This window comes from Oerskovia merdavium, assembly GCF_014836755.1.
GTDB lineage: Bacteria > Actinomycetota > Actinomycetes > Actinomycetales > Cellulomonadaceae > Oerskovia > Oerskovia merdavium.
In genome coordinates this window covers 1-17,032 of sequence record NZ_JACSQF010000017.1, presented here as the reverse complement: position 1 = coordinate 17,032, position 17,032 = coordinate 1, and the positions used below count along the sequence as shown (strand labels likewise).

Sequence of the window (17,032 nt, the reverse complement as noted above, 5' to 3'; positions counted from 1 at the left end):
CTACCTTAGCAAATGTCCGGCAGTCCTCGGGTCACCGATCCGTCCGTGGGCACGGACAGGTCGCGGCGTCCGGTATGCGCAGCGCGTGGGGCGACCGTTCGAGATAGCTCGCGAGCGCGCTGCCCGTACCCCACCAGTCGCCGGTGATCACAGGGATCGTCGTGCCGTCCACACCGACGACCACGAACCCGCCGCTGGTGTCCTCGAGCCCCACGAGGTCCTCGTCCCGGACGTTGACGCTCAGGTCCGGACCCACTACCCCGATCGCGTCCTGCGAGAGCACGAGCCTCGCTCCGCGCGGTATGCCCCGGAAGGGCTTCGGTCGAAAGGTCCGGCCGTTCAGCGGCGGGGGCGGTGGGTCCGCGAGAACCAGGCCCAACGAGGCGAGCTGGGGTTCGAACCGCTGGTCGGTCTCGTCCGCGAGCAGGACCAGCAGGGTGGGAAGAGCGTCCGCGAGCCATCCCCTCACGTCGGCCGCAGAGGTCGCGGCGACGTGCGCTCGTTCCTCGGTGACCGGGACGACGGTGCGTCCGAGCAGCGCTCGTGCGGCATCCTCGTGGGCGCGGGCGACCACCCAGCCCGGGTGGTCGAGGAGGGCGAGCGCCCGACGGCGTCCCCGCTCGAGGACGTCCTCGGGAACGCCCTCGGCGGCCACCTGCCGCAGCACGCGGACCACGAGGAGCGCGGCGTGCGCTGCGTCGTCGTCGATCGCGTCGCAGGTGAACGAGACCTGTGTGCTGTCCGTGTCGATGTCCTGGGTGTCGACCTCCGCCGTGTAGGCGAGCTGGTCCCGGGTGCGGACCTGCTCGTGCAGCAGGACGTCGAGGACGTTGACGCCGACCGCGTGGCGCGGGTCCGACCGCGAGGTGAGGAACGACACGCTGAGCGGGGCGCCCTGACGCCGCACGAACCCGGGAGTGACGAGGGGCAGCAGCGTGGCGGGACCGCGCGGCGCCGCAGGGCGCTCCGCCGACGGGAGCTGCGTGAGGTCGATGTCGTCGGGGGCCGGGCCGGTGAGGACGAGCACGGCGTTCTCCCGCACCAGGTGCTGCCGCGCGAACCGCAGGACCTCGCTCACGGTCAGGAAGCAGCGGCTCGGCGGGTCGATCGCACCCAGCCCCTCGCTCCGGACGCCGAGGCGCTCGCGGACCGCGAGCAGCGACGGGTGCGGGCTCCAGGAGCGCAGCTCGTGGTCGATGATCCGCTTCTCGGCCAGCACCTCCTCGTCCGTGAGCGACTCGAGCGAGCCGATCGCGACGGCTATCCGCTCCAGGACGTCCTTCACGACGTCGGGTCCACCGTGCACCTCGAACGACAGGTGGTGCGGAGCGGTCGTCGCGTTGGTCTCCACGTCCGTGGGACCGAGCCTGCGCATCACGAGGTGCTCGACGAGATGGGCTGCGCCGCCCCGGGCGAACGACTCGTCGAGCCGTCCCGTGCCGAAGACGAGGAACCCGGACGTCAGGTCCTGGTCGGGCAGCCGGACCTCGGGCACCCTGCGGTGCACGGTGGACCGTGGGGTGTCGGGATGCGTCACGGAAGTGCCTCTCGGGTCGTCTCGGTGGCGCATTTCTACCACGGCGACCCCGTACACTTGCCGAGAGCTCGTCGCCCTCGACGGCCCGTGAGGGGTCGTCGGGCTCCTGGTGACGTCGACGGGGTGTGGCGCAGGTTGGTAGCGCGTCCGCTTTGGGAGCGGAAGGTCGCAGGTTCAAATCCTGTCACCCCGACGAGCGTGAGGGCCCCCGTCCGTTCGATGGACGGGGGCCCTCGCCGTCGTTCCCGGCGAACCGATGCCCACGAGGTGTGGCGTACCATGGACGGGTTGTCCGTGCGCCCTTCCGGTCGGAGCCCTTCGAGGCCCCTGGCCGCACCGCTCGAGGCGACGCGATCGACCAGGCGCCCAGCGCCTGCCCGATCGATGAACGTTCGAACAGGTCCCGCTGCAACCGGCGGGACATGCACGCACCCCGTTGCCGCACGTCGGCTCCCCGATCAGTTGGAGATCATCGAAGTGAAGAGCGCCGTCGAGACCCTGGACCCCACCAAGGTCAAGTTGACCGTCGAGGTGGAGTACGACGAGCTCAAGCCGAGCATCGACCACGCCTACAAGCACATCGCGGAGCAGGTGAACGTCCCCGGTTTCCGCAAGGGCAAGATCCCCGCGCGCATCATCGACCAGCGCGTCGGTCGTGCTGCCGTGCTCGAGCACGCCATCAACGACGGTCTGTCCGGCTTCTACCGCCAGGCCGTCAACGAGACGGGCATCCGCCCGCTCGGCCAGCCCGACGTCGAGGTCACCGAGGTGCCGCTCGACGCCGAGGGCTCGCTGCACTTCACGGCCACGGTCGAGGTCCGCCCGGAGATCGAGATCCCCGCGCTCGACTCCGTGCAGCTCACGGTCGAGGCCGCCGAGGTCTCGGACGAGGACGTCGCTGAGCGCCTCGACGCGCTGCGCGAGCGTTTCGGCACGCTGGTCGGCGTCGACCGCCCCGCGGCCGAGGGCGACTTCGTCGTCATCGACCTCAAGGCCGTCATCGGCGACGAGGAGATCGACTCGGTCTCCGGCATCAGCTACCAGATCGGCTCGGGCAACATGCTCGAGGGCCTCGACGAGGCGCTCACGGGCCTCTCGGCCGGCGAGACCACGACCTTCAAGGCGCCGCTCGCGGGCGGCGACCACGAGGGCAAGGAGTCCGAGGTCACCGTCACGGCCACCTCGGTCAAGCAGCGCGACCTCCCCGAGGCCGACGACGAGTTCGCCGAGCTCGCGTCCGAGTTCGACACGATCGAGGAGCTCAAGGCGGACCTGCGCGAGCAGGTCGCGAGCATCAAGACCTCGAACCAGGCCGTCGAGGCGCGCGACGCCCTCGTCAAGCACCTCGTCGAGAACACCGAGATCCCCGTGCCCCAGGGCGCCGTCGAGGCAGAGGTGCACCGTCACCTCGAGTCCGAGGGTCGTCTCGAGGACGACGCGCACCGTGCCGAGGTCGTCGTCGACGCGACCAACGCGCTCAAGAACCAGATCCTCCTCGACACGCTCGCCGAGCAGCTGAAGATCAAGGTCGCCCAGAACGAGCTCCTGGACTACCTCGTCAACGCCTCGCGCCAGTACGGCATGGACCCGAACGAGTTCATCCAGTCGCTCGACCAGGGCGGCCAGATCCCCGCCATGGTCGGCGAGGTCGCACGCTCCAAGTCGCTCGCCGTGGCCCTGCGCCAGGTCGAGGTCAAGGACTCCGAGGGCAACGTCGTGGACCTGAGCGAGTTCATCGGCTCGGACGAAGAGGACGCTGCTGCTGACGCCGCGGCCGCCGCTGCGGGCGAGGACGTCACCGGCATCACCGACGATGAGGGCATCGAGGTCGTCTCCGAGGACGAGGCAGCAGCCGACAAGGCCTGATCTCCCCGAGGAGCGGCTCACCGAGCTGCCCGAGAAGGCCCCCACCTCCTGACGGAGGTGGGGGCCTTCGTCGTACCGGCGCGCCGACGGGCGGTCGGCCCTTCCGGATGTCACCGCCGGGCGGTAGATTGCCGCGATCGAGGCCTCGCAGGAACGTCATGGCGGGCACGATCCGTCATCGTCCTTCGGCCGTTCGCGGCCGCTCTCCGGGGGAGCCCTCCATGCCGCGTCGTCAACCGTCTCTCGAGCTGTGCTTCGCGTCGGTCCGTGTCCCGTCCGGGGAGGACGCCGAGGTCGCCCGTCTGCGGCTCGCGGACGTCCTGCGGGGCGCAGGGATCGTCGGTGCGACGATCGAGGGCAGGCACGTCGGGGCCTCCGACTGGGTCGTCGCGAAGTTCCTGGCGGCCTCCGCGAAGGACGGCCCTCGGCCCGTCGCGGTCCGACGTGCACCTGCCGGCGCCACGGTAGGCGCCGACCGCGACGAGGATTGGCTCCTGTCGGACCCGGAGACGGGGTGGGCGCTGGTCGCCACCTCCGGGACCCCGTGGCTCCACCGGACCCTCGAGGCGGCGTTCGGCGACGTCCGGGTCGGCACGGTCCTCTCGTTCGACGAGGGGCCGTTCCCGGACAGCGCAGGGATGCTGTCGGTCGGCCTCGAGCACCGGGACGTGGTCGTGGCCGACTTCCCACCGCACGAGTCGGCCATGCTCGCGCACACCGCGCGGATCCCGGTGCGGTTCGCGACGGTCCCCGCGAGCGGAACGACCCGCGCGACCACGATCGTGACCGGGCTGGAGTCCACCGAGGACGTGTCTCGAGTCGCGTTCTGGCCGACCAAGGGGCCGGTGCTCCACCTGTGGGTCAACGGCGGTTGGTCCGGGTTTCTCGTGGTGGCGGGCAAGGCCGTCGTCGGGCACGAGTTCGGGCCCGGGTGGGTGGCGCTCGACCCGACGCGGCCTGACGGCGAAGGCGACGACGAGTCGATCGCCGACGTCGTGCTCGACGAGATCATGGTCGAGCCGAGCGACCCCGACGCGGTCGCTTCCGCTCTCGGGCTCGACGAGGCGCGAGCCGAGGCCTTGCGGCAGCTCCTTGCCACGAAGGACCCCGCTGACCCTCTGGACCAGCTCGCCGCGATCCTGGCGCTCCCGGCCGAGGTGCTGGCGGCCCTGCGCGGTCAGGTCCGGCTCGACGAGCTGCCAGGTGCTGTCGTGGAGCACCCCCGGTCGTTCCTCCGATCGGCCATGGCGGACAGCGCGACCGGGGCGGACGATCCGCTCGCGAGGAGGCTCGGCGCCGCCGGGCTGGACCTCGAGGGTGCTCGTCGCCGCAAGCCGTGGTGGTTCCTCACGTGGCAGATCCTCGCCATCCCCATCATCGGTGGGGTCTCCGTCGCGATGTTCACGTACTTCGACAGCCCTGCGCGGGGCTGGTTCTTCGCCGTGCTCTGCGTGCTCAACGCTGCGTGGGCGTTCTGGCCGCGGAACCCTGGCGGAGCCCCGAGCGACACCCGGGGCGCGTGATCGGGGCCCGGTGAGCGGCGTCGTCGGGCAGCGGGGGCGCCCTTCCTGCGCCGACAGCGAAAACCCCGGATATCGGGACGGTTTCCGCTCCCTGCCCGCGTTAGGGTCACAGCAACGGTGACTCCGTCGACGACGGACGAGCCGACCAGCCGCGACGTTCGAGCGTCGCGAGCGACGAGGGAACGACGAAGGAGATGGACGTGAGCGATCAGTTTCCGGTGGCACGAGCCGAGGGGCCGGGACTCGGCCTGAACGACTCCATCTACAACCGGCTGCTCAAGGAGCGCATCATCTGGCTGGGCTCGGAGGTGCGCGACGAGAACGCGAACGCCATCTGCGCCCAGATGATGCTGCTCGCGGCCGAGGACCCTGAGAAGGACATCTGGCTCTACATCAACTCGCCCGGCGGGTCGATCACGGCCGGCATGGCGATCTACGACACCATGCAGTACATCCAGCCCGACGTCGCGACCATCGCGATGGGCATGGCGGCCTCGATGGGTCAGTTCCTGCTCTCCTCGGGCACCAAGGGCAAGCGCTACGCGACGCCCCACGCCCGCGTCATGATGCACCAGCCCTCGGGCGGCATCGGCGGCACGGCGACCGACGTGCGCATCAACGCGCAGCTCATCATGCACATGAAGAAGGTCCTCTCCGAGCTGACGGCCGAGCAGACCGGCCAGCCCCTCGAGAAGATCCTCAAGGACAACGACCGCGACAGCTGGTTCACGGCTCCCGAGGCCCTCGAGTACGGCTTCATCGACCACGTCGTGACGAACGCTTCGTCGGTCACGGGTGGCGGCGGCACGACGAGCAGCTGAGCTCGCCGAGAACCCGCCCACACGTCCACGACCCCACCCGAGGAGACACCTTGAGCTACTCAGCCAGCCAGGAATCGCAGTACATCTCGACCGCTCAGCGCCTCGCGGGCGCCGGCGCAGGCGGCGGCATCGCGCTCCCGCACGGCGCGCCGTCCTCGCGCTACGTGCTCCCGCAGTTCGAGGAGCGCACGGCCTACGGCTTCAAGCGCCAGGACCCCTACACCAAGCTCTTCGAGGACCGCATCATCTTCCTGGGTGTCCAGGTCGACGACGCCTCGGCGGACGACGTCATGGCGCAGCTCCTGGTCCTGGAGAGCCAGGACCCGGACCGCGACATCATCCTGTACATCAACTCGCCCGGTGGCTCGTTCACGGCCATGACGGCGCTGTACGACACCATGCAGTACATCAAGCCGCAGATCCAGACCGTGTGCCTGGGGCAGGCCGCCTCGGCCGCCGCGGTGCTGCTCGCGGCGGGCCAGCCCGGCAAGCGCCTCGCGCTCCCCAACGCCCGCGTGCTGATCCACCAGCCCGCGATGGAGGGCGGCGGCTACGCGCAGGCCTCGGACATCGAGATCCACGCGAACGAGCTCATCCGCATGCGCGAGTGGCTCGAGGACACCCTGGCCATGCACTCGGGTCGTGACGTCGAGCAGGTCCGCGAGGACATCGAGCGCGACAAGATCCTCACGGCCAAGCAGGCCCTGGAGTACGGCCTGGTCGACCAGGTCCTGGAGAGCCGCAAGCCGGTCATCCAGAACAAGCCCTGATCGGGACAATTCCTCCCGACCCACCGGGGTGCCCGGCTGACAACGGGCCCCCGGTGGTGTGCAATGGGGTGTAGGTCGGCAGGTGCCGTCCGGACCACCGGGTCATCGACACCGGCGGAGCAGCAAGACCGAGGCTAGGAGGCTCGTAGTGGCTCGGATCGGAGATGGTGCGGACCTGCTGAAGTGTTCCTTCTGCGGTAAGTCCCAGAAGCAGGTCAAGAAGCTCATCGCGGGTCCCGGCGTGTACATCTGCGACGAGTGCATCGAGCTCTGCAACGAGATCATCGAGGAAGAGCTGTCGGAAGCGGCCGAGCTGGGGCTCGTGGAGCTCCCCAAGCCGCGAGAGATCTTCGACTTCCTCGAGCAGTACATCATCGGCCAGGACGCCGCCAAGCGAGCGCTGGCCGTCGCCGTGTACAACCACTACAAGCGGATCCAGGCAGGCGAGACGGCCCGCCCGTCGGACGACTCCCAGGTGGAGATCGCCAAGTCCAACATCCTGCTGATCGGTCCCACGGGGACCGGCAAGACCTACCTCGCCCAGACGCTCGCGAAGATGCTCAACGTGCCGTTCGCGATCGCGGACGCCACGGCGCTCACCGAGGCCGGCTACGTCGGCGAGGACGTGGAGAACATCCTCCTCAAGCTCATCCAGGCCGCCGACTACGACGTCAAGAAGGCCGAGACGGGCATCATCTACATCGACGAGGTCGACAAGGTCGCCCGCAAGTCGGAGAACCCCTCGATCACCCGTGACGTGTCGGGAGAGGGCGTCCAGCAGGCCCTGCTGAAGATCATCGAGGGCACCACGGCGTCGGTGCCGCCCCAGGGTGGGCGCAAGCACCCGCACCAGGAGTTCATCCAGATCGACACGACGAACGTCCTGTTCATCGTGGCCGGCGCGTTCGCCGGGCTCGACGAGATCGTCGCGACCCGCTCGCGCAAGCGCGGCGTGGGCTTCGGTGCCCCCATGGACACGCACGAGGAGGCGGACCTCTTCGCCGAGGTGCGCCCCGAGGACCTGCAGAAGTACGGGCTCATCCCCGAGTTCATCGGTCGTCTGCCGATCATCACGTCGGTCGCCAAGCTCGACACCGACGCCCTGGTACGCATCCTGACCGAGCCGCGCAACGCTCTGGTCAAGCAGTACCAGCGCATGTTCCAGATCGACGGGGTCGAGCTCGAGTTCGAGGACGACGCGATCGCGGCCATCGCGGACCAGGCGCTCCTGCGGGGGACCGGTGCCCGCGGGCTGCGCGCGATCATGGAGGAGGTCCTCCAGCAGGTCATGTTCGACGTCCCGAGCCGCGACGACGTCGAACGCGTGGTCATCACGCGCGAGGCCGTGCTCGACAACGTGAACCCGACGCTGATCCCGCGCACGGCGATCAAGCGGGCGCCGCGCGAGCGGAGCGCCTGACCGGCGCCGCACCTGCCTGCCTACGACGAAGGGCCCCGGCCGGGGGGGGCGGGGCCGTGGGGTCCGGGCCCTTCGTCGTACGGCAGCGGCCGTGGTCGGGCCGACCAGGGGACCGACGGCCGGGCGGGGAGCCGGGCCGTCGGGGCGGGTCAGGCCTCGACCGACACCTGCGACCCGTACAGGTCGTCGATCGTGGTCGAGAAGTCCTTGAGGACCAGCCCGCGCTTGACCTTGAGCGACGGGGTCAGGTAGCCGTTGTGCTCGGTGAAGTCGGTCGTCAGCACCTGGATCTTGCGGATCGACTCGGCCCGCGAGACGGCCTCGTTGGCGCGGGTCACGGCGCGGTCCAGGGCCGCGAGGACCGTGGGGTCCGCGGCGGCCGTCGCGACGTCCATGGCGGGCAGGCCGTGCGTCGAGAGCCATCCCGGGAGCATCTCGGGGTCGAGCGTGACCAGGGCGCCGATGAACGGGCGCTGGTCGCCGACCACGACGACCTGGCTCACGAGCGGGTGGGCGCGCAGTCGGTCCTCGAGCTGGGCCGGGGCGACGTTCTTGCCGCCCGCGGTCACGATGATCTCCTTCTTGCGACCCGTGATCCGCAGGTAGCCGTCGGAGTCGATCGAGGCGAGGTCGCCCGTGCGGAACCAGCCGTCCTGGAGGACCTCGGCCGTCAGGTCGGGCTGGTTGTGGTACCCGCGGAAGACGTGGTCGCCCCGGACGAGCAGCTCGCCGTCGGGGTCGACCTTGATCGCCGTGCCGGGGAACGCGGGGCCCACGGTGCCGATCTTGAGCCGGCCGGGCAGGTTCACCGCGGTCGGGGCCGTGGTCTCGGTCAGGCCGTAGCCCTCGAGGATCGTCAGACCGACCCCGCGGAAGAAGTGACCGAGGCGCTCGCCGAGCGGGGCCCCTCCCGAGATCGAGTGCGTGAGGTCGCCGCCGAGCGCGGCGCGCATCGTCGTGAACACCAGGCGGTCGGCCACCGCGTGCTGAGCCTTGAGCACGACCGAGGGGCCGGACGGCTTGTCGAGGGCGCGCGAGTAGGTGATGGCGACCTTCGCGGCCCAGTGGAAGATGCGGCGCTTCGCTCCCGCGCCGGCCTTCTGCTCGGCCGCGTTGTAGACCTTCTCGAACACGCGGGGGACCGCGAGCAGGAACGTCGGCTTGTACGTGCCCAGGTCCGGCACGAGCTGCTTGATGTCGGCCGAGTGCGCGAGGACCGCGGTGGGCGACGCGATGCACACGACCTGGATGAAGCGCGCGAACACGTGCGCCAGGGGCAGGAACAGGAGCGTGCGGGCGTCGGGCGTCGCGACGATCTCGCCGAGGCCCTGGACCCCGTTGCGCGCGAGGTGCACGAAGTTCAGGTGCGTGAGCTCGACGCCCTTGGGGCGCCCCGTGGCGCCCGACGTGTAGATGATGGTCGCGAGGTCGTCACGTCCCGTGCCCGCGCGGCGCGCGTCGATCTCGGTGCGCTCGACCGCGGAGCCGGCGGCCTGCAGGTCGGCCACCGCGCCGTCGTCGAGCACGAGGACGTCCCGCAGGAGGGGGAGCCGCTCGCGGACGCTCGCCACGACCTGCGCGTGCGCGGACGTCTCGACCACGACGAGGCTCACCTCGGAGTCGGACAGGATCCACTCGACCTGGTCGGCCGAGGACGTCTCGTAGACCGGGATGGGGACGGCCCCTGCGGCCCAGATCGCGAAGTCGAGCAGCGTCCACTCGTAGCGCGTGCGCGACATGATCGCGACACGGTCTCCTGCGGCGACGCCGCGCGCGACCAGGCCGCGGGCGACCGCGATCACCTCGTCGTCGAAGGCTCGAGCGGTGACGGGCTGCCAGGGGCCGCCCTGCGTGAGGCGTCGCTCGATCACCGCGTCGTCACCGGACCGCTCCGCGCGGTCGGTGAGAAGGGTGCTGATGCTGCTGGTGGCCGGTACCTCGACGAGGCTCGGCGACGCGAATTCGGTCATGTCTACTCTCCGGTGAGTGGTGGGGCAAGGACCGACTTTACTGTGTACCCGGCGTCTCATGTTCTTCCGGCCGTGCTCCCGGTGGCTCGCGGGTGCCTAGGATCGACGGATGACCGAGCCCCACGCCGACGGCACGCAGGTGCCGCCCGTGCCCCCCGAGATCCTCACCCTCCGCCAGAGCATCGACAACATCGACGCCGCGCTGGTCCACCTCCTCGCCGAGCGGTTCAAGTTCACGCGCCGCGTGGGTGAGCTCAAGGCCCAGGGTGGACTCCCGCCCGCGGACCCCGCAAGGGACCAGCAGCAGATCGACCGCCTGACCGGCATCGCCGAGGCCTCGGGTCTCGACCCGGCGTTCGCCGAGCAGTTCCGCGAGTTCATCGTGAGCGAGGTCATCCGCCACCACCGCAGCATCGCCGAGGCGCACCAGGGCGAGGCGCCCGTGCTGGACACCTACTCCTGAGGCGTCCTCCGAGGCGTGCGGCGCGGGCCTCGCAGGTGCCCCCCGCCTGCCTCGCGGAGGCCTTCCGGTGGGCTTCCAGGGAGCTTCGGAGGCGCGGCGTCGGACGTGGCGCGCCATCCGGGGACGCGACGTGGGCGCGGCTGCGGGCCCAGGCCGGGGCACGAGCCCGGGTCGCGAGCCCGGGTCGCGAGCCCGGACGGTCGCCCCCGGTGGCGGTCGCTGGGCCCGTGCACCAGGCTGGTGAGGACATCGGGGCGGTCGGCCTCCGACCGTCCCTCCGACGATGGATGTCTAGAGGTGCCTGCATGAAGATCGACTGGCTCAAGCCCCTGCTCGGCCACCCCGGCCCCTTCGCGACCGTCTACCTCGACGCGACGCGTTCCAACGAGGCGGGTGATCGCGAGGTCGAGAACCGGTGGAAGGGCGTGCGCCGAGCCCTCGCGAACGCGGGAGCGCCGGCAAGCATCATCGACGAGCTCGAGGAGTCCGTCACCCTGCCCACGAGGATGCCCGGACCGCACGGCCGCGTCCTCATCGCCGACGAGGAGGGGGTCCTCGTCGACCGCGTGCTGAAGGACCCGCCCGCGGTGACCAAGGGCCTCTGGGGCCCGGTCCCCGCGCTGCTGCAGGCCGCCCGGGCGGCCGACGAGTCCGTGGACTACGTCCGCGTCGTGGTCGACCGTCAGGGGGCGGACATCACCTGGTCGGTCGCCGGTGGGCACCTGCCCTACGGCGACGCCGAGTCCGTGGAGGGCGGGCACGACGTCATCAACAAGGTCCGCACGGGCGGGCTGTCGCACAAGCGGATCGAGACGCGGGCCGAGGACTCGTGGGACCGCAACGCCGAGGCGGTGGCAGCCGAGCTCGACCGACAGGTCCTCGAGCACCGTCCCGAGCTGATCCTCATCACGGGAGACGTCCGGGCGGTCCCGCTCGTGCGGGCGGCGCTCACCAAGGCCACCGACGAGCTCGTGGTCGAGGTCGCGGGGGGCGGCCGGGGACCCGGCATCAACGAGGCGGCGTTCGAGGCCAAGGTCGCGGACGCGCTCGCGAGCTTCCGTGAGCGTCGCCGCGAGTCCGTGCTCGCCGAGTTCCGCCAGGAGCAGGGCCGCGAGGCCGCCGCGGTGACCTCGCTCGAGGACGTGGTCGCCGTGCTGTCGCGCGGGCAGGTCAAGGAGCTCATCCTGGCCGACGAGTACGGCCAGGACACCGAGCTCGACGGGCGCACGCTGTGGATCGGGCCGAGCCCGCTGCACATTGGTTCCGCGCGCACGGACATCACGGACCTGGGCGTGAGCGAGGGGATCGAGGAGCTGCCCGCGACGGTGGCTCTGGTCCGCGCGGCGATCGGCCAGGACGCGGGCCTCACGTTCTCGCCCGACGGGAGCGTCGACCTCATCGAGGGCGTCGGGGCCACGCTGCGGTGGAACGACGACGGGACGCCCAACGAGGTGGCCGCGACCATGTCGGGAGACGACAAGAGGCTCCGGGGAGAGATCGTCTGACCCCGGTCTGACGGACGACGCAGGGCCCCGACCGCACGGGCGGTCGGGGCCCTGCGTCGTGCTGCGTGGGGGAGCGTCAGCCGCGGTTGCGGACCTCGGGCTCACCGAGCTCCGAGTGCACGACGACGATCCCGCCCTGGACGGCCGGGTCGCCCTGGCCCTCGGCGGCCTCGACGACGTCGAACGACCCGGTCACGCGACCGGCGCCGCGGACGTCGAACTCGGCGGCCCGGACGCCCTCGATCGCGGCGGCCGGGACGGCGAGCTCGGCTGCGAGGATCGGGGTGCGCATGGACACCTTGGCCTCGGACTTGACCTTGCGCAGCGCGGCCAGCGCATGCCCGGCTGCCGTCAGGACCGCGGGGTCGGCGTCGCCCGCACCGGCACGCAGACCTGCTGACGTGGGCCACGGCGCGCGGTGCACCGAACCCGTGCGCCACCACGACCACACCTCTTCGGTCGCGAACGGCAGGTACGGCGCGAACAGACGCAGGAGGGTGTCGAGAGCCAGGGCGAGCGCGACGCGAGCCGACTGCGTCTCGGACGTGACGTCGTCGGGCCCGGCTCCGGCGCCGTAGGCGCGGTCCTTGACGAGCTCGAGGTAGTCGTCGCAGAACGTCCAGAAGAACGTCTCCGAGAGCTCCAGGGCCCGCGTGTGGTCGTAGCCCTCGAGCGCCTCGGTCGCGCGGTCCACGACGTCGGCAAGGCCCGCGAGCATCGCCCGGTCGATCGGCTCGGTCACGAGGGCCGGGTCGAGCGTGATCTCGCTGCCGCCGAACGACAGCGCGAACTTGGACGCGTTGAGGACCTTGATCGCGAGGCGGCGGCCGATCTTCATCTGGCCGACCTCGAACGCCGCGTCGGTGCCGAGGCGCGCCGAGGCCGCCCAGTAGCGGACCGCGTCCGAGCCGTGCTCCTCGAGCAGACCCATGGGCGTCACGACGTTGCCCTTGGACTTGGACATCTTCTTGCGGTCGGGGTCCAGGATCCAGCCCGAGATCGCGGCGTTGGTCCAGGGCAGCGAGCCGTGCTCGAGGTGCGAGCGGACGACCGTGGAGAAGAGCCACGTGCGGATGATGTCCTGGCCCTGGGGGCGCAGGTCCATGGGGAAGACGCGCGCGAACAGGTCCGGGTCCGACTCCCAGCCACCCGCGATCTGCGGGGTCAGCGACGAGGTGGCCCAGGTGTCCATGACGTCGGGCTCGCCCACGAACCCACCGGGCACGCCACGCTGCTCGGCCGTGTAGCCGGCCGGGACGTCCGAGGACGGGTCGATCGGCAGGAGCGCCTCGTCGGGGACGATCGGGTGCTCGTAGTCGGTCTCGCCCGACTCCAGGACGGGGTACCACAGCGGGATGGCGACGCCGAAGAAGCGCTGGCGCGAGACGAGCCAGTCGCCGTTGAGGCCACCCACCCAGTTCTCGTAGCGCACCTGCATGAACTCGGGGTGGAACTTGAGCTCGCGCCCGCGCTCGAGCAGCTCCTCGCGCAGCGGCACGTCGCGCCCGCCGTTGCGGATGTACCACTGGCGCGAGGTGACGATCTCGAGGGGCTTGTCGCCCTTCTCGAAGAAGTTCGCCTTGCGCTGGGTCGCGACGGGCTCGCCGTCCAGGTCGCCCGTCTCGCGCAGCGCGTCGACCACGGCCGCGCGGGCCGAGAACGTCGTCTTGCCCGCGATCTCCTCGAACAGCGCGACCGCACGCTCGGACGTGAGCCACGCCGGCGTCTCGCGCGTGATGCGCCCGTCGCGGTTGATGATCGAGCGCGTGGGGAGCTGGAGCTCGCGCCACCACTGGACATCGGTCAGGTCACCGAAGGTGCAGCACATCGCGATGCCCGCGCCCTTGTCCATCTGCGCGGCGGGGTGCGCCAGGACGGGAACCTCGACGTCGAACAGGGGGGACGTGACCGTGGTGCCGAACAGGCCCTGGTAGCGCTCGTCGTCGGGGTGCGCGATGAGCGCGACGCAGGCCGCGAGCAGCTCGGGGCGCGTGGTCTCGATGTAGACCTTCTCGCCGCCGGGCGCGTGGAACGCGACCTTGTGGAAGTGGCCGGGGTAGTCGCGCGCCTCGAGCTCGGCCTGCGCCACGGCCGTCTGGAACGTGACGTCCCACAGGCCCGGGGCCTCGGACTGGTACGCCTCGCCGCGCGAGAGGTTCCGCAGGAACGCCTTCTGCGCCACGATACGGGCCGGGACTCCGATGGTCTGGTAGTGGTGCGACCAGTCGACCGACAGGCCCAGGCGGCGCCACAGCTCCTCGAACTGGACCTCGTCCTCGGCCGTCAGGCGCTCGCACAGCTCGACGAAGTTGCGTCGCGAGACGGGCTGCTGGTCGGCGGCCTTGACGCTCTTGCCCTCGGCTCCCTGGAGCGGGGGCTCGTAGCCCTCGACGTAGGGCAGCGTCGGGTCGCAGCGCACGCCGTAATAGTTCTGCACGCGGCGCTCGGTCGGCAGGCCGTTGTCGTCCCAGCCCATGGGGTAGAAGACCTCGCGCCCGCGCATGCGCTGGAAGCGCGCGACGACGTCGGTGTGCGTGTAGGAGAAGACGTGCCCGACGTGCAGCGAGCCCGAGACCGTGGGCGGCGGGGTGTCGATCGAGTAGACCTGCTCGCGGGTCTTGGAGCGGTCGAACGCGTAGGTGCCCTGTTCCTTCCAGGCGGCGTCGAACTTGGCCTCGAGGCCGTCGAGGCTCACCTTGTCCGGTACCTCTCCGACCACGGCACGGACTACCTCGGTGCCCTCGACGGGGGCGGGTGCGGCGGCGGTCGGGGAGGCGGGTGCGGGCGTGGTGCCCTCGGCGGGTGAACTCATGGTCGACATTCTCCCAGAATCTCCGGGGCGTCCGTAAAACGGCCGCTCACCGGACGGGACGGGCGCGACGGAACGCTCGACGGAGGGGGGCGGGGGTCCCCGTCGCCCCCCGGAGGCGCCTCCGGGTGAGGGCCCGTCGAGTTTTCCCGAATGAACAAAGGTCCAAGGTCCCTGGTTGGCTAGGTCATCGACTCGTAACCTTCAAGCAAAGGCGTGGGCGTACGTGGGTGCGCCCTGTCTCCCCGCCGCCTTCTGCGAGGCCCGACCTTGGAGTAGCACATGACACTGATCGACAGCGCGGCCGTGCGCGACGCCGGCGTCCTTCCCGCCGGCATCCCCGCAGGCATGGTCCTTCCCCCCGCTGTCCAGGCCGCCCTGGACGCGTGCGCGAACATCATCGTCCCCTCGTCCCGCGAGGAGCTCTACCAGCTGTCGCTCGGCCCTCAGGGTGGGCCGAGGTTCACGGTCGAGTACGACGTGTTCGGCACGCTCGTCCCCGAGGCCGAGGTCGTCCGGTGCAAGAACGGCATCGCGGTGAACTATCCCGAGGACTACATGCGTCGCCGTGACCCGGACTGCATGCGCATCGCCGACGACCTGCCGACCGACAAGCCGCGCTACCGCGACGTGTTCGGCGCCGAGTTCGACGCGGTCAAGGCCGAGACCCTCGACTGGCTCGCGGGCCAGGACCTCGTCGTCGTGCCCTTCAAGGCCGGCGGCCTCACGCACGGCTACCCGTCGCTCGCGATCTGCCCGGTCAACTCGGCCTTCTTCGCCCTGACCCTCGTGGACCTGCAGGGCTGGGTCACGTTCGACGAGCTCGGCCCGTTCGAGCCGCGCTCGATCCTCTACGTCGCCCCACCCTTCCGGCACACCCACTTCGAGGGCCGCCAGGTCGTGGTCCACGACCGCTCCGAGACGCTGCACGAGGTCTTCGCCTACAACCTGTACCCGGGACCCAGCGCCAAGAAGGGCGTGTTCTCGGTGCTCCTCGACGTCGGCGAGCAGGAGGGGTGGGTCACCGCGCACGCGTCCTCGGTCCGGGTCACGACCCCCTACGAGAACGAGACCGTGATCATGCACGAGGGCGCCTCGGGCGGCGGCAAGTCCGAGATGTGCCAGGAGATCCGCCGCCAGGAGGACGGGCGCATCCTGCTGGGCACGAACGTCGTGACCGACGAGCCCTACGTCATCAACCTGGGCGAGACGAGCGCCCTGGACCCCGTGACCGACGACATGACCCTCTGCCACGTCGACCTGCAGACCGGTGACGGGCGGCTCGTGGTCGCCGACGCCGAGGACGGGTGGTTCGTGCGCGTCGACAACCTCACGGGCTACGGCCAGGACGCGCACCTCGAGCGGGCCTGCATCCACCCCGACCAGCCGCTCGTCTTCTTCAACATCGACGGCGTGCCCGACGCGACCGTGCTGCCCTGGGAGCACACGCTCGACTCGACGGGCAAGCGCTGCCCCAACCCGCGCGTGGTCGTGCCCCGCCACCTCCTGACCGACGTCACGGGGGCCGAGGAGGTCGACGTGCGCACCTTCGGCGCCCGGATGCCGGCCTGCACCCGCGACAACCCGACCTACGGGATCATGGGCATGATGCACATCGTGCCGCCGTCGCTCGCGTGGATCTGGCGGCTCATCGCTCCGCGCGGGGACAAGAACCCGTCGATCGGCGAGTCCAAGACCGCGACCGACAAGCTGGCGCACGGCGGCATGGTCGCCGAGGGCGTGGGATCGTACTGGCCCTTCTCGACCGGCACCAAGGTCGCGGCCGCGAACCTGCTGCTGCGCCAGCTCGTCGACATGGACCGGACCCGCTACGTGCTCACGCCCAACCAGCACATCGGGGCGTACAAGGTCGACTTCGCGGCCGAGTGGCTCACGCGCGAGTACCTCGCGCGCCGCGGTGGCGGCAAGATCCGCACCGAGGAGCTGACCCCCTCGCGGTGCCCCCTGTTCGGGTACACGCTCCAGGAGATGAAGATCGACGGGCAGCTCGTGCGCCCGACGTTCCTCCGGCCCGAGATGCAGTCCCAGGTGGGCGTCGAGGCCTACGACGAGGGGGCCAGGATCATCACGGACTTCTTCAAGAGCGAGCTGCAGCAGTTCCTCACCGACGACCTGGACCCCCTGGGACGCCAGATCATCGAGGTGTGCCTGCGCGACGGATCGGTCGAGGAGTACGCCGCGCTCACCCCGCTGTTCACCTGATCGAGGCCCGCTGAGAAGAGGACGGGCCCCCCGGCCCCCCCGCCCGGGGCGGCCCGTGGTCGTCGTGCCCGTGCGGGCGACGGACAGGCACGGGCAGGGGGTCGGGTGACCGGCCGGGGCGCCCG

At 70.7% G+C, this 17,032-nt stretch carries 11 protein-coding genes and 1 tRNA gene; 9 read left to right on the top strand and 3 right to left on the bottom strand.

All coding sequences use genetic code 11. From position 1 onward, the window contains the following. Positions 1-31 precede the first annotated feature (31 nt). Positions 32-1,537: an insulinase family protein gene (locus tag H9641_RS15250; RefSeq protein ID WP_191805262.1), complete on the bottom strand. Its 1,506-nt coding sequence runs from the start codon at positions 1,535-1,537 to the stop codon at positions 32-34. A 119-nt stretch (positions 1,538-1,656) separates the two neighbouring features. On the opposite strand from H9641_RS15250, the gene H9641_RS15245 reads away from it, so the two are divergent. The 6 genes from H9641_RS15245 to clpX all read left to right on the top strand — a co-directional run bounded on the left by H9641_RS15245 (position 1,657) and on the right by clpX (position 7,937). After that, positions 1,657-1,730: transfer RNA gene (locus tag H9641_RS15245), tRNA-Pro, on the top strand. A 284-nt stretch (positions 1,731-2,014) separates the two neighbouring features. After that, positions 2,015-3,403 (top strand): trigger factor, encoded by a 1,389-nt coding sequence (gene tig / locus H9641_RS15240; protein WP_191805260.1) that lies wholly within the window; start codon positions 2,015-2,017, stop codon positions 3,401-3,403. 221 nt (positions 3,404-3,624) lie between these two features. Then, complete coding sequence (locus tag H9641_RS15235; RefSeq protein ID WP_191805258.1) at positions 3,625-4,926, top strand: hypothetical protein; 1,302 nt, start codon at positions 3,625-3,627, stop codon at positions 4,924-4,926. A gap of 200 nt (positions 4,927-5,126) precedes the next feature. Continuing rightward, complete coding sequence (locus tag H9641_RS15230; RefSeq protein WP_369800567.1) at positions 5,127-5,747, top strand: ATP-dependent Clp protease proteolytic subunit; 621 nt, start codon at positions 5,127-5,129, stop codon at positions 5,745-5,747. Positions 5,748-5,797: 50 nt separating this feature from the next. After that, positions 5,798-6,517 (top strand): ATP-dependent Clp protease proteolytic subunit, encoded by a 720-nt coding sequence (locus H9641_RS15225; RefSeq protein WP_082608699.1) that lies wholly within the window; start codon positions 5,798-5,800, stop codon positions 6,515-6,517. A 148-nt stretch (positions 6,518-6,665) separates the two neighbouring features. Further along, positions 6,666-7,937, top strand: coding sequence for an ATP-dependent Clp protease ATP-binding subunit ClpX (clpX, locus tag H9641_RS15220; protein WP_056648595.1), 1,272 nt, complete (start codon positions 6,666-6,668; stop codon positions 7,935-7,937). A 149-nt stretch (positions 7,938-8,086) separates the two neighbouring features. Here clpX and H9641_RS15215 read toward each other — a convergent pair whose 3' ends face one another. Then, the gene (locus H9641_RS15215; protein ID WP_191805256.1) at positions 8,087-9,907 is read right to left on the bottom strand and encodes an AMP-dependent synthetase/ligase; all 1,821 of its coding nucleotides are present in this window, start codon (positions 9,905-9,907) and stop codon (positions 8,087-8,089) included. 109 nt (positions 9,908-10,016) lie between these two features. Between H9641_RS15215 and H9641_RS15210 the strand changes: the two genes are divergently transcribed. Both H9641_RS15210 and H9641_RS15205 read left to right on the top strand, forming a co-directional pair. Then, positions 10,017-10,370: a chorismate mutase gene (locus H9641_RS15210; protein ID WP_056762152.1), complete on the top strand. Its 354-nt coding sequence runs from the start codon at positions 10,017-10,019 to the stop codon at positions 10,368-10,370. A gap of 305 nt (positions 10,371-10,675) precedes the next feature. Beyond that, positions 10,676-11,875: a baeRF2 domain-containing protein gene (locus H9641_RS15205; protein ID WP_191805254.1), complete on the top strand. Its 1,200-nt coding sequence runs from the start codon at positions 10,676-10,678 to the stop codon at positions 11,873-11,875. A gap of 76 nt (positions 11,876-11,951) precedes the next feature. Here the strand turns inward: H9641_RS15205 and valS are convergent, their stop codons facing one another. After that, complete coding sequence (valS, locus tag H9641_RS15200) at positions 11,952-14,687, bottom strand: valine--tRNA ligase (RefSeq protein WP_191805252.1); 2,736 nt, start codon at positions 14,685-14,687, stop codon at positions 11,952-11,954. A gap of 345 nt (positions 14,688-15,032) precedes the next feature. Between valS and H9641_RS15195 the strand changes: the two genes are divergently transcribed. Further along, positions 15,033-16,907, top strand: coding sequence for a DUF4914 family protein (locus H9641_RS15195; protein ID WP_404821957.1), 1,875 nt, complete (start codon positions 15,033-15,035; stop codon positions 16,905-16,907). Positions 16,908-17,032 lie beyond the last annotated feature (125 nt).